The 15,355-nt window shown below is 63.2% G+C and carries 15 protein-coding genes; 4 read left to right on the forward strand and 11 right to left on the reverse strand.

Annotated features, from left to right (window positions below; all coding sequences use genetic code 11):
- Positions 1 to 21 precede the first annotated feature (21 nt).
- Entirely contained in the window at positions 22 to 906 is an 885-nt protein-coding gene (locus tag ACXIQ9_RS06085; protein ID WP_459016070.1) for a methylenetetrahydrofolate reductase, read from the forward strand.
- Here ACXIQ9_RS06085 and ACXIQ9_RS06090 read toward each other — a convergent pair.
- From ACXIQ9_RS06090 to ACXIQ9_RS06115, 6 genes are all read right to left on the reverse strand, one after another.
- Entirely contained in the window at positions 890 to 2,071 is a 1,182-nt protein-coding gene (locus tag ACXIQ9_RS06090) for a nucleotidyltransferase family protein (protein WP_247476879.1), read from the reverse strand. The genes ACXIQ9_RS06085 and ACXIQ9_RS06090 overlap by 17 nt on opposite strands.
- A gap of 22 nt (positions 2,072 to 2,093) precedes the next feature.
- Positions 2,094 to 2,981: a segregation/condensation protein A gene (locus tag ACXIQ9_RS06095; RefSeq protein ID WP_010313344.1), complete on the reverse strand. Its 888-nt coding sequence runs from the start codon at positions 2,979 to 2,981 to the stop codon at positions 2,094 to 2,096.
- A 121-nt stretch (positions 2,982 to 3,102) separates the two neighbouring features.
- Positions 3,103 to 3,462: a LapA family protein gene (locus ACXIQ9_RS06100; RefSeq protein WP_010313342.1), complete on the reverse strand. Its 360-nt coding sequence runs from the start codon at positions 3,460 to 3,462 to the stop codon at positions 3,103 to 3,105.
- Between the two features lie 87 nt (positions 3,463 to 3,549).
- Positions 3,550 to 5,154: an NAD(P)H-quinone oxidoreductase subunit 4 gene (locus ACXIQ9_RS06105; protein ID WP_296416216.1), complete on the reverse strand. Its 1,605-nt coding sequence runs from the start codon at positions 5,152 to 5,154 to the stop codon at positions 3,550 to 3,552.
- 117 nt (positions 5,155 to 5,271) lie between these two features.
- A complete protein-coding gene (locus ACXIQ9_RS06110; protein WP_459016071.1) occupies positions 5,272 to 7,290 on the reverse strand; it encodes an NAD(P)H-quinone oxidoreductase subunit 5 in 2,019 nt (672 codons plus the stop codon).
- A gap of 46 nt (positions 7,291 to 7,336) precedes the next feature.
- Positions 7,337 to 8,038 carry an NnrU family protein gene (locus ACXIQ9_RS06115; RefSeq protein ID WP_459016097.1) on the reverse strand — a complete coding sequence of 234 codons (702 nt, stop codon included), beginning with the start codon at positions 8,036 to 8,038 and terminating at the stop codon, positions 7,337 to 7,339.
- Between the two features lie 141 nt (positions 8,039 to 8,179).
- Here ACXIQ9_RS06115 and ACXIQ9_RS06120 point away from each other — a divergent pair, with 141 nt between their 5' ends.
- Positions 8,180 to 9,145 carry a LysR family transcriptional regulator gene (locus ACXIQ9_RS06120; protein WP_010313335.1) on the forward strand — a complete coding sequence of 322 codons (966 nt, stop codon included), beginning with the start codon at positions 8,180 to 8,182 and terminating at the stop codon, positions 9,143 to 9,145.
- A 6-nt stretch (positions 9,146 to 9,151) separates the two neighbouring features.
- Here ACXIQ9_RS06120 and ACXIQ9_RS06125 read toward each other — a convergent pair whose 3' ends face one another.
- Both ACXIQ9_RS06125 and ndhM read right to left on the reverse strand, forming a co-directional pair.
- Positions 9,152 to 9,775 carry a DUF3172 domain-containing protein gene (locus ACXIQ9_RS06125; RefSeq protein WP_459016072.1) on the reverse strand — a complete coding sequence of 208 codons (624 nt, stop codon included), beginning with the start codon at positions 9,773 to 9,775 and terminating at the stop codon, positions 9,152 to 9,154.
- A complete protein-coding gene (gene ndhM / locus ACXIQ9_RS06130; protein ID WP_010313331.1) occupies positions 9,772 to 10,119 on the reverse strand; it encodes an NAD(P)H-quinone oxidoreductase subunit M in 348 nt (115 codons plus the stop codon). Before ndhM ends, ACXIQ9_RS06125 begins: the two co-directional genes overlap by 4 nt.
- 149 nt (positions 10,120 to 10,268) lie before the next feature.
- On the opposite strand from ndhM, the gene pds reads away from it, so the two are divergent.
- Both pds and ACXIQ9_RS06140 read left to right on the forward strand, forming a co-directional pair.
- Complete coding sequence (pds, locus tag ACXIQ9_RS06135; protein WP_459016073.1) at positions 10,269 to 11,657, forward strand: 15-cis-phytoene desaturase; 1,389 nt, start codon at positions 10,269 to 10,271, stop codon at positions 11,655 to 11,657.
- Positions 11,657 to 12,589, forward strand: a complete 933-nt coding sequence (locus ACXIQ9_RS06140; protein WP_459016074.1) for a phytoene synthase — start codon at positions 11,657 to 11,659, stop codon at positions 12,587 to 12,589. Before pds ends, ACXIQ9_RS06140 begins: the two co-directional genes overlap by 1 nt.
- Here the strand turns inward: ACXIQ9_RS06140 and ACXIQ9_RS06145 are convergent.
- The 3 genes from ACXIQ9_RS06145 to ACXIQ9_RS06155 all read right to left on the reverse strand — a co-directional run bounded on the left by ACXIQ9_RS06145 (position 12,577) and on the right by ACXIQ9_RS06155 (position 15,343).
- Positions 12,577 to 13,527: an alpha/beta fold hydrolase gene (locus ACXIQ9_RS06145; RefSeq protein ID WP_424163701.1), complete on the reverse strand. Its 951-nt coding sequence runs from the start codon at positions 13,525 to 13,527 to the stop codon at positions 12,577 to 12,579. The genes ACXIQ9_RS06140 and ACXIQ9_RS06145 overlap by 13 nt on opposite strands.
- Positions 13,528 to 13,532: 5 nt before the next feature.
- The gene (locus ACXIQ9_RS06150) at positions 13,533 to 13,961 is read right to left on the reverse strand and encodes an RNA recognition motif domain-containing protein (RefSeq protein ID WP_459016075.1); all 429 of its coding nucleotides are present in this window, start codon (positions 13,959 to 13,961) and stop codon (positions 13,533 to 13,535) included.
- Between the two features lie 164 nt (positions 13,962 to 14,125).
- Positions 14,126 to 15,343 (reverse strand): tRNA nucleotidyltransferase/poly(A) polymerase family protein, encoded by a 1,218-nt coding sequence (locus ACXIQ9_RS06155; protein ID WP_459016076.1) that lies wholly within the window; start codon positions 15,341 to 15,343, stop codon positions 14,126 to 14,128.
- Between the last annotated feature and the right edge of the window lie 12 nt (positions 15,344 to 15,355).

Raw genomic sequence — 15,355 nt, forward strand, 5'->3', positions numbered from 1 at the left:
GCCCTGTTAAGCAAGGTTGTTTTGCGGCTACAGCAGGCGCTTGAGGCGGGCCAGTTTGCCCTGACGGCAGAGGTGATGCCCCCCCGTGGCGGGGAGATCAAGCGGACCCTTGAGCACGCTGCGTTGCTGAAGGACTGGGTGCACGCCGTGAACGTCACCGACGGCAGCCGCGCCGTCATGCGGATGTGCAGCCTGGCGGTCTGTCGGCTGTTGCTAGACGCCGGTGTCGAGCCGGTCTGGCAGCAGGCCTGCCGGGACCGCAATCGCATTGGTCTGCAGGCCGATCTGCTGGGGGCCCATGCCCTGGGGATCAGAAACATCCTCTGTCTGACGGGAGACCCGGTTCGTGCGGGAGATCAACCGCAGGCCAGGCCGGTCAACGAGTTGGAGTCGGTCCGCTTGCTCAAGCAGGTGGCGGCCTTTAATCGCGGTGAAGATCCGGTGGATGGCCCCCTGCCGGATGGTCCAACGGACTTGTTTGCCGGTGCAGCGGCCGATCCGCAAAGCCCCAGTTGGAGCGGTCTGAGCAGCCGAATCCGCCGTAAGCAGCAGGCGGGCGCACGATTTGTGCAGACCCAGATGGTGATGGACGAGGACTGCCTAAAGCGTTTCGTCGATGAGATCGCCGCACCCTTAGGACTGCCGGTACTGGCGGGGGTGTTTCTCCTGAAATCGGCGAAAAACGCCGCCTTCATTAACCGCGTCGTTCCCGGCGCCTGTATTCCTCAATCGATCATTGATCGACTCGCCGCCGCGAGTAATCCAGCGGACGAGGGAATCACCATCGCCGCGGAACAGGTCCGTCGCTACGCCCAAACCTGTCAGGGGGTTCACCTGATGGCCGTGAAGGCCGAGGAGCGCATTCCCCTGATCCTGGAGCGCGCGGGATTCAGCTCGCGCTGCTGATCGCTAGGTCGGTGCCGAGCAGGTCGGCCATGGCCTTCTGTTGCGCAGAGGGCTTGGCGTAGTCCTGGCGGCGGGCGTCGGTGATCAGCCAGTCCAGGGCTGCTTCTTGGAGATCGAAGTGGTCGCCATTGCGGTCAACGCAGTAACGACCAAAGACCAACTTCTCGACCAAACGAACGCCGGGTCCGATGCGGGAGTAGTCAAAGATGATCGAGTTATCGATCGTGGCGCCTTCGCAGATGTGGCAGCTCGGTCCGATCATCGCGGGGCCAATGATTGTGGCGCCGTCTTCGATCTTGGTCATGCCGCCGACGTAAATCGGTCCCTCGACGTGGATCTTGTCCCAGTTGGCTGCCACGTTGAGGCCGGCATAGATGCCCGGACGGATTTCCTTGCCGGGGATTTGAACCTGGCGCACTTCGCCCTGCAGAACACTGCGGATGGCCTGCCAGTAATCGGGGACCTTGCCGATATCGACCCACTCGAAGTCCATCGGCAGGGCGTAGAACGGCGCGCCGTTTGCGACCAGCTGGGGGAAGAGGTCAGAGCCGATGTCGAAGGGAACACCCTCGGGGACAAAATCGAGAACTTCCGGCTCGAAGATGTAGATGCCGGTGTTGATCATGTCGCTGGCGGCTTCTTCCACAGAGGGCTTCTCTTGGAAGGAGCGCACCCGGCCGTCGTCATCGGTGACTACGACGCCGTAGCTGCTGACCTGGTCCCGTGGAACGCGCTTGGTGATCAAGCTCGCCATCGCCCCTTTGGCCTTGTGGCGCTTCACGGCTTCGCTGAGATCGAGGTCGATCAGCGCATCTCCGCAGAGCACCACGAAGGTGTCATCAAAGAAGTGTTGGAAGGTCTGAATTTTTTTGAGGCCACCGGCGGAGCCAACGGCATCACCAATCAGTTCGCCGTCTTCAATGCGTCCTTCAAAGCTGTAGGCGATTTCAACGCCAAAGCGTTGACCATCGCGGAAATAGTTCTCGATCTCCTCAGCCAGGTGGGAGACATTCACCATGATTTCGGTGAACCCGTGCTCCCGCAAAAGCTCCAGCAGAAACTCCATCACGGGTTTCTGAAGGATGGGGATCATCGGTTTCGGGATCGTGTGAGTAATGGGTCTCACACGGGTTCCCTTGCCCGCGGCCAGGATCATCGCCTTCATCGCGCCACCCTACGCAAAAGACTTAGGCCGCAATGGGTTCACGAGCCGGCCCCCGAGCTGACCCCAGTTCAGAGGGCAGCGGCAGTTGCACCGATTCCCGCTCATCGAGCAGCCGCTTGAGTTGCAAGGGCCCGAACAATCCGCCCTGCTGCTCCAACTCCACTTTTCCTTGGGAGCAGAGGAACAGCAGCGCCCAAAACACCCCCACCCGATCGCTGTCCAGATCCTCTGGTGCGACGGCAGCCCAGGCCTCCACGAGACCCTCAAAACCCGTCCACTCCAGGGATTGGGGCCACTGCAGCAGGAACTGGCTCAGGGCGGCGGTGGTTTCCGGCAGTTTCTCGCGGTGGGCGAGGGCAGCGACCTGCTCGATCGCGGCCCGGTCGCTGTAGCGGCGGCTGCGTTGGCGGTTGCGGACTTGTCCCTCTTCTTGCTCGAGCCGCTCGGCGATGTCCTCGAGTTGCCGGATTAGTTCGCCCAGGGTCACCGGGCGCTGCAGCGGTGGCGGGGCTACGGGGCGCCGCAGTAGATGGCGCTCCGGTTTGCGGGGGAGCTCCAGCCCAGGGGTGAGCAGCCAACCCTGCCCCTCGGCATCGAAGTCAAAGTCATACCCCTCGTCCAGTTCGGGTTCAGGGGGGAAGGTCTGGGCCTCGAGGACTTCCGCCTTCAGGCTGACCAGCACCGAGGCGGCGAGGAAGGCTTCGCTGGTTTCGGCGAGGTCCTGTTCGTAGCTGCCGCCGCGTCCCTTGTTGAGGGCCGCAACGAGCTTGGGCACTTCAATGCGCTGCCGCAGCTGATCGAGAAAGCCGTCGACGACAGCGATGACATCGACGTCCCAGGGGTCGAGATCACCCCGTTCGGCGGCGTCTTGCAACAGCCGGATCGCAAGCCTGGCGCCACCTTCGGCCACGGTTTCTTGCGGACTGGTCTGAAGGTACCGGCTTGAAGCGGGTTAAGCCAGTGCCCAAGAGCGATCTGAGCCCATTCTTTTCATGGGCTTCTTGGCCAATCTTGCTCCCCTAGGCGTGCAATTAAGCGGCCTCGCCCTGGGCGGAGCTTTCGCCAGCGGCCGGGAGTAGGCCCAGCTGGGCATCCACGGTGGCGCGGTAGCGCTGCACGTCTTCCTCAAGCTCGCGAATGCGCACCTGTTGCGCTTCGTACTCGCCAGGATCGGTCTGACTTTCAACCCGCTTGACCACACCGGTCCAGACGGCAAAGACCCAGGCGGCGGTTGCGCCGACGCCGCCCACCACGAGCAACAGTGCGGCGAGCGGCATGGTGGTGGTCAGCCCAGGCAGAAAGCGCACGGTGGTGGGCGCGGTGTTCTCCAGGGTGAACATCACCGTGGCCAGACCAAAACTGAAGATCAGCAGGAAGTTCAGCTGCTTCATGGCTGCGAGGGGCCGCTGTTGAGCTGTTTTTGAGATTACGAAGATCTTGCACGCGCAGCCGGTGAGAGGCTGCGCTTCGTAATGGCCCTAGCTCAGGGCTGGTGCCTGCAGGGGGGCCTGGCGAATCAGGCCAGCTCCGGCGGGAGCGGTCAGGGCCTTCATCGCACTCTCGTTTCGGGCCACCAACTGTTCCATGGAGGCCTTGTAGCTGTCGGTCATCAGGCGTGGGTAGAGGCCAATGCCGATGATCGGAACCAGGAGGCAACCGATGATGTAGATCTCCCGCGGCTCGGCATCCACCAGGTTGGTGTGGTCGACGAGCTCGGCCTTTTCCTTGCCGTAGAAGATCTCCCGCAACATCGAGAGCAGGTAGATCGGGGTCAGGATCACGCCGATGGCCGCCAGGCCATCGATGGCCACCCGGAAGGGAAGGGTGTAGGCGTCATCGGTGGCAAAGCCGACGAAGACCATCAGCTCGCTGACGAAGCCGCTCATCCCGGGCAGGGCCAAGGAAGCGAGGGAGCAGACCGTCCAGAGCGCAAACATCTTGCGCATCTTCTGGCCCACACCACCCATCTCGTCGAGCTGGAGGGTGTGGGTTCGGTCGTAGGTGGCACCCACCAGGAAGAACAGGGAGGCGCCGATCAGGCCGTGGCTGATCATCTGCAGCATCGCCCCGCTGGAGCCCAGAGCACTGAAACTGCCGATGCCGATCAGCACAAAGCCCATGTGGCTGATCGAGCTGTAGGCGATTTTGCGTTTGAGGTTGCGTTGGGCGAAGGAGGTCAGGGCGGCGTAAATGATGTTCACCACGCCCAGGACGACCAGCAGTGGCGCGAAGACCGCATGCCCATCCGGAAGGATCTGGCAGTTGAAACGCAGCAGGGCGTAGCCGCCCATCTTCAGCAGAATCCCGGCCAGCAGCATGTGGACCGGGGCCGTGGCTTCGCCGTGGGCATCCGGGAGCCAGGTATGCAGCGGAACGATGGGAAGCTTGACGCCAAAGGCGATCAGTAGGCCCGCATAGGCCAGGAGTTGGAACTTCAAGGAGAAGCCCTTGGCCATCAAGTCGCTGTACTCAAAGCTGGTGGTCCCGCCGTAGAAGGCCATGGCCAGGCCCGCCAGGAGGATGAACAGCGAACTGCCAGCGGTGTAAAGGATGAACTTGGTGGCGGCGTACTGGCGTTTTTTCCCGCCCCAGATCGCCAAGAGCAGATAGACCGGCAGCAGCTCCAGCTCCCAGGCCAGGAAGAACAGCAGCATGTCCTGGACAGCAAAGACGGCGATCTGGCCGCCATCCATCGCCAGCAGCAGGAAATAGAACAGCCGGGGCTTGAAGCTCACGGGCCAGGCCGCCAGCACGGCCAGGGCCGTAATGAAGCTGGTCAGCAGGATCAGCGGCATGGAGATCCCGTCGGCTCCAACCGACCAGGACAGCCCCACTTGCGGGAGCCAGCTGACCCGCTCCACCAATTGCAGATTCGGGTCGCTGGGGTCGTACCCCGTCAGATACGCCCCAACGGTGATCAAAAAGGTGATCAGGGCCACGCCCAGGGCAAACCAGCGGACCTGTTTGCCATCTCCCTTGTCAGGGATAAACGGAATGCAGAGGGCCGCTGCAATCGGGAACAGGATCGAGGCGCTGAGCCACGGGAATGCCGAGCTGCTCGCCTGTTCCGTCGCTACGGCCAGGGTTGAGACGAAGTCCAGGATCACCGAAAGCGAATCGCTTTAGGCGGAGTGTAGAAATGCTCACCGTGACGCGCCCCTGGGAGTGGGCGATGTCACACAGAGCGTTGTGCGAAGGCCTCAGCCCAGGGCTCCGAAGAGCACCACCAGGGCGATCACCCCTCCGAAAACGATCAGCGCATAGAACTGCGCACGGCCGGTCTCGAAGTATTTGAGGCCCTCTCCACTCCCCAGGGTGACCAGGCCGGTGAGGTTCACGACCCCATCAACCACCTTGGAGTCCACCTCCAGCACCGAGCGCGCCAGTTTGCGGCTGCCCTGAACGAAGAGCTTGTCGTTGATGTCGTCCAGGTACCACTTGTTCGCCAGGAAGGCATTGATGCTGGGGAAACGACCCGCCACTGCAGTCGCCAGGTCCAGCTTGCGCAGGGCGTAGGCCAGGCCGGCCACGCTGATGCCGATCACCGAGATCGTTACGGAGGCTCCGGCTAAGGGCAGGAATTCAGACCAGCTGAAGTGTTCTGCCACCTCGGCGGCTTCCTGGGGATCGAGGAGGGTGCCGAACCGGCTGTTCCAGGGCACACCCAAGAGACCCACCAAGACCGAGGGGACCGCCAGGACGGCCAAGGGCATGGCCATCTGCCAGCCGGATTCATGGGGATGATCGGCGTGGGCATGGTGTTCACCATGCTCCTCACCGTGCTCGTCCGCTCCCTTGCCGGCAGCGGCCATCAGCTGGGCTTGCATCGCCTTGTCGTTGCCGCGGAACTCCCCTTCAAAGGTCAGGAAGTAGAGCCGGAACATGTAAAAGGCGGTCATCCCGGCGGTGACAAAGCCCGCGGCCCAGAGGATCGGGAAGCTGCCAAAGGCTTGGCCCAGGATTTCGTCCTTGCTCCAGAAACCAGCCAGGGGCGGGATACCGCTGATGGCGAGGCAGCCAATAAAGAAGGTGCTGCTGGTGACGGGCATGTACTTGCGCAGCCCGCCCATCAAACGCATGTCTTGGGCGAGGACCGCCTCGTGGCCGACCACCTCTTCCATGGCGTGGATCACTGAGCCAGAGCCCAGGAAGAGCATGGCCTTAAAGAAGGCGTGGGTCACCAGGTGGAACATGCCCGCCACCGGGGCGCCACAACCCATGGCCAGCATCATGTAGCCCAGTTGGCTGACGGTGCTGTAGGCCAGACCCTTCTTCAGATCCATCTGGGTGAGGGCGATTGAGGCCCCCAGGAAGAGCGTGATTGTGCCGATCACGGCCACCACGACCTGCACCTCAGGGAAGGGCACGTAGACCGGTTGCAGCCGCGCCACCAGGAAGACACCCGCCGCCACCATCGTGGCGGCATGGATCAGGGCTGAGATTGGGGTTGGGCCCTCCATTGCGTCCGGCAGCCAAACGTGCAGCGGGAACTGGGCCGACTTGGCCATCGGACCCATGAAGACCAGCAGGCACAGCAGGATCGCGATGCCGTTGGAGACGCTGCCGGAGCTGATGGCCTCTTGCAGGCGCACCCCGATCTCTTCAAAGCCGAAGCTGCCGGTTGCCCAGAACAGGCCGAGGATGCCAAGCAGCAGGCCGAAGTCACCGACGCGGTTCACCACAAAGGCTTTCTGGGCGGCATTGGCGGCGCCATCGCGGTCGTACCAGAAGCCCACCAGCAGGTAGGAGCACATGCCCACCAGCTCCCAGAAGACATAGATCTGGAGCAGGTTGGGGCTGATCACCAGGCCCAACATCGAGCTGCTGAAGAGGGCGAGGTAGGTGAAAAAGCGGACATAGCCCTTGTCGTGGGCCATGTAGCCATCGGAGTAGATCATCACCAGCACGGCGATGGTCGTCACCAGCGAGAGCATGACGGCGCCGAGCGCGTCGACGCGGAAGCCCATCTCCAAGGTGAAGGCCCCGGCGCTGGCCCAGTCGAAGAGCACCTCCGTGGCCCCGGCGCCCGCCAGCTGCTGGGCGAGAACGGCGTAACTCAAGACCGCCGCGGCTCCGACACAGCTGATCAACAGCAGTGCAACCGGTTTGCGCAGGCGGTTGACCGTGCGGTTAAAGCTGATCAGCCCCAGGCCAACGATCGCGGCCCCGATCAGCGGGAGCACCGGGATGAGCCAGGCGAGTTCGGCGGGCGACGGCATCCGGCACTCAGGGAATCAGGGCGAGTGTAGGCAGCCCCGCGGGCGCTTATCCCAGCCAGTGCGCGAGCCCTAATCGACTGAAGCCTGTCGCGGCCAGCCCGATGTAGCGGTGGGCCCACCAGAAGACCCCAACGGCGATGGCGATGCCCAGTTGGGCGGGCCTGAGGAATTCAGAGGCCACCAGCTGTTGACGTCCATCCAGCACCGCGGCGAAGGGAACGATGGAGGTGCTGGCCCTGAGCTCCTCAAAGGCTTCGCCAAACCGGTTGCTGAGACGGCGATCACCGTTCCAAACGGCAAAGAGATGGTGGGCGATCAAGCCAAGGCAGGTCGCGACCATGAAGCTGCTGCCAATCCAGAGCAGATGGGTGCAGCACCAGAGGATCTGGCCAATGGCCTGGGGGTGGCGGCTGACGCGAATGATGCCGGTGGCGTACATGCGCACCTGGGGCTTGAGGACAGCCGGGATCTCCAGCAGGTTGTAGGTGGCTGGGTAGAGGAAGAGAAAGGAGATGGCTGTCCCGACCCAAACCAGGGGCACGATCCAGGGCTGGTCCTGGAGATTCCAGAGCCGGATCCCGTCGTAGCGGTGGGCCAGGAAGTAGCCGATCACCACCACGGCAGAGGGAATGCTGACAGCGGCAAACAACAACCTCCAGGCCCGCTCGCCAATGCGCTCAGCCCCCCAGTACCGCAGAGAGGCTCCGCCGCTGTGGATGACGGCGAAGGCCAGGAGTAGAGCCAGCATCACCAGGCTGCTGTGGTGGAGGTGGCTGGTGCTGCTCAAGGCTCAGGGTTGCTTCAGATCCAGCGGATTCTGGCCAAGCGCATGAACCCGCTGTTCGATCGACCTAGAGTTTTGATCCCCCGCTGAACCGCAGCGCCCTCCATGGCTGATCTGCCGTTCACTCTTGATCAGCTGCGCATCCTGCGGGCGATCGCCAGCGAGGGCAGCTTTAAAAAGGCCGCCGACAGCCTCTACGTCACCCAGCCGGCGGTCTCCCTGCAGATCCAAAACCTGGAGAAGCAGCTCAATGTCTCCCTGTTTGACCGGGGGGGACGCAAGGCCCAGTTGACCGAGGCCGGTCACCTGCTGCTGAGCTATTGCGACCGGATCCTGAGTCAGTGCCAAGAGGCCTGTCGCGCCCTGGATGACCTTCACAACCTCAAGGGCGGCTCCTTAATTGTTGGTGCGAGCCAGACCACCGGCACCTATTTGATGCCGCGGATGATCGGCCTATTCCGCCAGAAATACCCCGAGGTGGCGGTTCAGTTGCAGGTGCACAGCACCCGCCGCACCGGCTGGAGCGTGGCCAACGGCCAGATCGACCTGGCGATCATCGGCGGCGAGCTGCCCAGCGAGCTCAATGAACTGCTGCAGGTCATCCCCTATGCCAGCGATGAGCTGGCCCTGGTGCTTCCCACCAAGCACCCCTTGGCCCGCCTGCCGGAGCTTAGTAAGGACGACCTGTACAGGTTGGGCTTTGTCTCCCTGGATGCCCAGTCGACCACGCGCAAGATGGTGGACCAACTGCTGGCGCGCTCGGGCCTGGACGTCTCGCGCCTGAAGATTGAGATGGAGCTCAACTCGTTTGAGGCCATCAAGAACGCCGTGCAGAGCGGACTGGGTGCTGCGTTCCTGCCGGTGGTTTCGATCGAGCGGGAACTGGCGGCGGGCAACCTGCACCGTCCTGCCCTGGCGGATCTCTCTGTGCGCCGGCAGCTCAAGTTGATCACCCACCCGGCGCGCTACTGCTCGCGGGCCGCCGATGCCTTCCGCAAGGAAATCCTGCCGGTCTTTGCCAGCCCCGATAGCCCCCTGCGCCGGCCCATGCCGGAACCAGTCGAGGCCTAGGAGGCCTCAGAACTGGTCGGCTTCAGGGGTGATGCCGGCGGCGTCATCGGCAACGCCCTTGGTGATGAATTTGTTCTCCGTGATGTCCGTCTGGTAGACGCAGCGCACGATCGGCTGGTCCTTCACCGAGCCGATGTAGGCGAAGGTGTTCATCCGCTGTTTGCACTGGCGCATCTGCTCAGCGGTCACGGCCCCTTCCTTCTGCAGGACGCTCCAGTTCTCCCGTCGAATCACGCAGCCCGGCCGCAGTGCCGGTTGAGTGACGAAGCTCGAGCTGGGGTTCATGGTCGTGTACAGCTCGATGTCCATCACGAAGGCACTGGCGCCCCACTGCCGGCAGAACTCCGGATCGGGGACGGCCATGTCCAGCTGCTGGGAGCTGGCGATGTTGCCCTGGTCCCCTTGGGTGTTACTGGAGATGCCGGTCCCGATGCCGATGCCGACCACCAGGACACCACCGAGCACGGCCACCGTGCCCACGTTGAACTGAAAGCCCCCGCCACCACCAGGGGCGCCACCACCACCTGAGCCAGGTCCCCGGGGCCGGCCGCCACCGCGGCGCGGGTCCCCATAGCTCTCACGGCCGTAACCCTCGTTGTAGCTGCTGCGGCCGTAGCGGGAGCGGGTCATGGCTGCTCGGGGCTTTGGGGAAGACCCATCGAGTAGTTCAGGACTCGGCAGTCGGGGTTGTAGCTGAGCTGACCGGCCTGGAGCAGGGTGCGGATAGTTCCCTCGAGCTCCGATCCGATCCGGCGCAGGTTGTAGTCGTTGAGATCGTTGCCGGCGTTGGCCTGTACGAGTTCTTGGAAGCGCTGCTGCACGACCTCTTGAGCCGCCGTGTTCCAGAGAAATTCGTTGTCCGGATCCAGGTCCAGGGTGAGCTGCTGATCGTCAGGGACCAGTTGACCGTTCTCCACCCGTGCCGTGAAGAGGCGCACGTGGCGAGTGGTGGATTTGATCAGGGTGTCGGCCATGGCGAGGCAATCTGCTGACCGGCGAACCCGAAGGCCGGCGTCAAGACTTTAAGAAGCGCCTGGCGGGTCTGGTCAAGCCGGCTTGGGACTGGAGGGACTCAGCCCTGGGCACGGGCCCTTTAAGGTTGAGTGCTGATTCCCTGTTTTTCATGCGCGTCGCCATTGCTGGTGCTGGCTTGGCCGGGTTGGCCTGCGCCAAGTACCTCTGCGACGCCGGACACACCCCTGTGGTGGTGGAAGCCCGTGATGTCCTGGGCGGCAAGGTGGCCGCCTGGCAGGACGATGAGGGTGATTGGTACGAGACCGGTCTGCACATCTTCTTTGGTGCCTACCGGAATATGCGTCAGCTCTTCAAGGAGCTGAACATCGAGGACCGGCTCCAGTGGAAGAGCCACTCGATGATCTTCAACCAAAAGGAGACCCCGGGTACCTACAGCCGCTTCGATTTCCCTGATATCCCGGCTCCGCTCAACGGCGTGGCCGCCATCTTGGGCAACAACGACATGTTGTCCTGGCCCGAGAAGATCTCCTTCGGCATGGGCTTGGTGCCGGCGATGTTGCGCGGGCAGCAGTACGTCGAACAGTGCGACCAGTACTCCTGGACCGAGTGGCTACGGATTCACAACATCCCTGAGCGGGTGAACGATGAGGTCTTCATAGCCATGGCGAAGGCGCTGAACTTCATCGATCCCGACGAGATCTCCAGCACGGTTGTGCTGACGGCTCTGAATCGCTTCCTGCAGGAAAGCGACGGATCCAAGATGGCCTTCCTCGATGGCAACCCTCCCCAGCGGCTCTGTCAGCCGATCGTCGATTACGTCACGGCCCGGGGCGGTGAGGTGCACCTCGATTCCCCCCTGCGGGAGATCGAACTCAATGCCGATGGCAGCGTCAGCGGCTTCCGCATCGGTGGCATCAAGGGCAAGGAGGGCTTCACCCTCGAGGCCGATGCCTATGTCAGTGCCCTGCCGGTCGATCCCTTCAAGCTGCTCCTGCCGGAGCCTTGGAAGCAGATGCCCTACTTCCAGAAGCTGGATGGCCTCAATGGCGTCCCGGTGATCAACATCCACCTCTGGTTTGACCGCAAGCTCACGGACATCGACCACCTGCTCTTCAGCCGTAGCCCTCTGTTGAGTGTCTATGCCGACATGAGCAACACCTGTAAGGAGTACGAGGATCCCAACCGCTCGATGCTCGAGCTGGTGTTTGCTCCGGCCAAGGATTGGATCGGCCGCAGTGATGAGGAGATTGTGGCGGCCACCATGGAGGAGCTGAAGCGTCTCTTCCCGATGCACTTCACTGGCGACGACCAGGCCAAGCTGCGCAAGTCGATCGTGGTCAAGACCCCGCTGTCGGTCTACAAGACCGTTCCCGGCTGCCAGAAACTGCGTCCGGATCAGACCTCGCCGATTCCGAACTTCTTCTTGGCCGGTGACTACACGATGCAGCGCTACCTGGCTTCGATGGAAGGTGCGGTGCTGAGCGGCAAGCTCTGCGCCCAGGCGGTCAGCCAGGCCAAAGCAGCAGTGGCTGCTTGATGGCGGCAGTGACAGCAACGGCTGATCTCTCCACCATCCCTTCCCTCGAGGAAGCCTTTGAAGCCTGCCGCCAGGAAACGGCGGAGTGGGCCAAGACCTTTTATCTGGGAACCCTGCTGATGCCCCCGGCCAAGCGGCGGGCCATCTGGGCGATTTACGTCTGGTGCCGGCGCACCGACGAGCTGATGGACAGCCCTGAGGCCATGGCCCGTCCGGTCGCAGAGCTGGCAGAACGCCTCGATCGTTGGGAGGAGCGCACCCGCGCGTTCTTCAAGGGCGAAATCAAAGATGGCCTCGATCGCGTCATGGTGGACACCCTCGAGCGCTATCCCCAGCCCCTCCAGCCCTATCTGGACATGATCGAGGGGATGCGAATGGATCTGACGACGACGCGCTACGCGACGTTCGACGACCTCAAGCTCTATTGCTACCGCGTTGCAGGCACCGTCGGTCTGATGACGCAGGAGGTGATGGGCGTTGATCCTGCTTACACCTCCGCCCCTTGGAGTGATCCCCCGGACACCAGTGATGCGGCCGTTGCCTTGGGCATCGCCAACCAGCTGACGAACATTCTTCGGGATGTGGGAGAAGATCGGGGCCGCGGTCGGATCTACCTGCCTCAAGAGGATCTGCAGCGCTTTGGCTACAGCGAGGAGGAGTTGATGGCTGGAACCCTCAACGACAGTTGGCGTGAGCTGATGCGCTTCCAGGTGGACCGTGCCCGTGAGTGGTTCGCCCGCTCAGAAGCCGGAGTGCGTTGGCTTGCTCCGGATGCCCGTTGGCCGGTCTGGGCTTCCTTGCGCCTCTACCGCGGCATCTTGGATGTCATTGAAGAGCTCGATTACGACGTCTTCAACCACCGCGCCTATGTGCCCCGCACAGGCAAGTTTCTAGACCTGCCCAAATCGTTTGTAATTGCTCAGGCGCGCTGAGCGTCTTCCCAGCCCAACTTGAGCCAACGGCACAAGATTGGATTGACCCGCTCGGGAGCTTCATCGTGGGGGCAGTGCCCGAGTCCGGGTAGGACCTCGAGGTCCTGCACACAGGCGAACGTCTGCTTCCAGCGCCGGGCTTCCTCTAACGGCTCCCAGGGGTCTGCCTCGCCCCAGAGCATCCGCACCGGCACGTTGAGTCGCTCGAGCAGCTGCGGTGCGAGCCAGTCATCGAAGAGATTGACGAAGCCTCTGAAGCTCTCCGTTGCTCCCGGCTCCTGGCTGGGTTTCAGCAGCAGTTGGACCAGCTCGTCGTCGACGTTGCCGCCGCTCGGATAAGCCTGTTTCAGCACCGCGCGCACCGCACCGGCCCGAGCGAAGAAGCGGAAGAGGTTGCTGACGATCCAGCGCTGCCGCACCAGCGCCATCACCAGCGGTCTGGAGAGTTGAGCGCCGATGGGTTGTTCCGGTAGACGTTTCAGGTCGAGCTCTCGCTCGGCGCAGTCGATCAGCACCACCTGGGACGGGGGCTGACCGCCCTCCGAGAGCATCCGGGCGGCATTGAGGCAGACGACACCACCGATGGAGTTGCCGATCAGCTGCAGGCTGACCGGTCCCTCGGCAGCGATGACCTCCCTCGAGAAATCCACCAGTTGCTGGGCCCACAGATCGAAGCCGTAGCGCACGCTGCCGGCGGTGTCGGGCTCGTTCTCCAGGCGCGAGACGGGTTTGCTGCTGCCGCCAAACCCCAGGAGATCAATCGCATAGACGGGGCTGTCTGCGGCGAGGGCGCTGAGGTTGTGCCGCCAATGCCCCTTGGAGGCGCCAAACCCATGCACACAAAGAACGGCTCGACCGCAGGCGGTTGAGCCGTTCTGGGGGGGGATTCGGGTGTAGCTGATCTGATGGCCTTTCCAGCTCCAGATCAGCTCATCCATCTCAATCAGACCGCAGCCTTTTGGTTGTCCAGCAGACCCTTGAGCTTGGCCAGTTCGCCAGCCCAGCGGGGGTCGGGAGCACCCTCTTCTACGTTGTCGCGGTGGACAACCTTGTTGACGGCCTTGCGGGCCACGGCGGGGCCAGCGCCGCCACCGGGACGGCGATCGTTGCCACCACGGCGGTCGTCGCGGCGCTCGGAGCGCTCGATGCGCAGGGAATTACCGCCGAACTCACGGCCATTGAGCTGCTCGATCACCGCGTCAGCGACCTTCTCGTCGTTGACGTTGGCGAAACCGAAACCGCGGCCAGCGCCGGTTTCACGGTCCTGAACAGCCTTGAAGCGGACGCCTTCACCAACGCTGGAGAACAGAGCCTCGAGCTCCTTGTTATCGAAGCTCTGGGGCAGGTTGCCAACGTAAAGACGAACGCTCATGGGACGAGAGAGAAAAGACAAAGGTTTTGGTTCTGGCTGGTCGGGGGTGAATCACGAAGCGGCTGCACCGAACCCGACAGCGGAGTTCAATCGGCGACCTACGGCGTAATGCTGTGCCCTAACTGGCTGAATTCAGGTCGTTGATAACGCCTTTCACTGTGAAGTTAATCACGGCGGGTGTCCCTCTCCAGCCATTGGCGCGCACGTTCGAGGGCTTCCGCTGTGCCATCAAGGCGGCCAAAGGCCTGCTCCATCATCAAGAACTGTAGTAGTGATCCCAGTTGGGGGGAGGCTTTCAGGCCTAATTCCTGCTGCAGTTGATCACCATTGATGGCCGCTCTTGGATGAAAAAGCCGGTCCTCAGGGTCTCGCCAGCGCCGCAGCCAGGCCTTGGCCTCTGGGGCGGGCCAGTGCAGCAGCAGGGCTGGCAGATCGCTGCTGAGGTCGCGGTGGAGTTGCAGTCGCTCCGCTTCCTCGAGGACCTCGGCGTGTTCGGCGGGGTTTTTGGCCCCCAGCCGCTGCTGCCAATGGCGCAGGCGCTGCACCCGCTGTTGCAGCTTGCGGCTGCTCTTGAGCTGCTGCAGGCCTGGGCCATCCAGAACCGCGGCCATGCGAGCCAACGGCAAGGCCTCCTGGCACTCGTGCTCGCTGAGGCCCCTGCTTGAGGCCTGCTCGGCCGTGAGCGGCGTCAGGGGAGCCAGGGCAGGGCAGGGGGCCAGCAGCCCCCAATCCAGGCAGCGCTGCAGTCCCTGCTGCCCCTGGGGGCTTTGGCAGAGCTTCTCCAGTTCCGCCAGGATGCGCTCCCCGGCCACGCTGCTGAGGCTCTCCCTGTGCCGCTGAATCCAACCCGCGGTGGTGTCATTCAGCTCAAACTCCAGCTCGCTCGCTAGGCGGACCCCCCGCAGCAGGCGCAGGGGGTCATCCAGCAGGTTGCGTTCCGCCAGGGCCACCAGCTGACGGCGCTGCAGATGCTCCAGGCCCCCATGGGGGTCCACCAACTGGTCCCGATGGGCCAGCGGCAGGGCCATGGCATTGACGCTGTAGTCCCGGCGCTGCAGGTCGTCAGCGAGGCTCTGGCCTTCGCGGCGCGCCAGATCCACGCTCCAGCCGCGGATCACCAGCCGGCCGATGTCACGCTCGGCGTCCAGCACCACAGGACTGCCGCCAAAGCGCTTGCTGAGCGTCTTGCAGAGGGCGATGGCGCCGTCCGCCACCACCAGGTCGAGGTCGGGGGCCGGACCCAGGCGGTTCAACAGGGCATCGCGGACCGCTCCCCCCACCAAGGCGGTATCGGAGGGAAAGGCCGAGAGGGGGACCGGCCAGTCCTCAGCGCGCAGGACACTCCAGGCCACTGCCGCTGCAGAACCGCCAGAGCCGGGCACAATGAGCCCATC

The sequence above is a fragment of the Synechococcus sp. LTW-G genome (assembly GCF_054459035.1).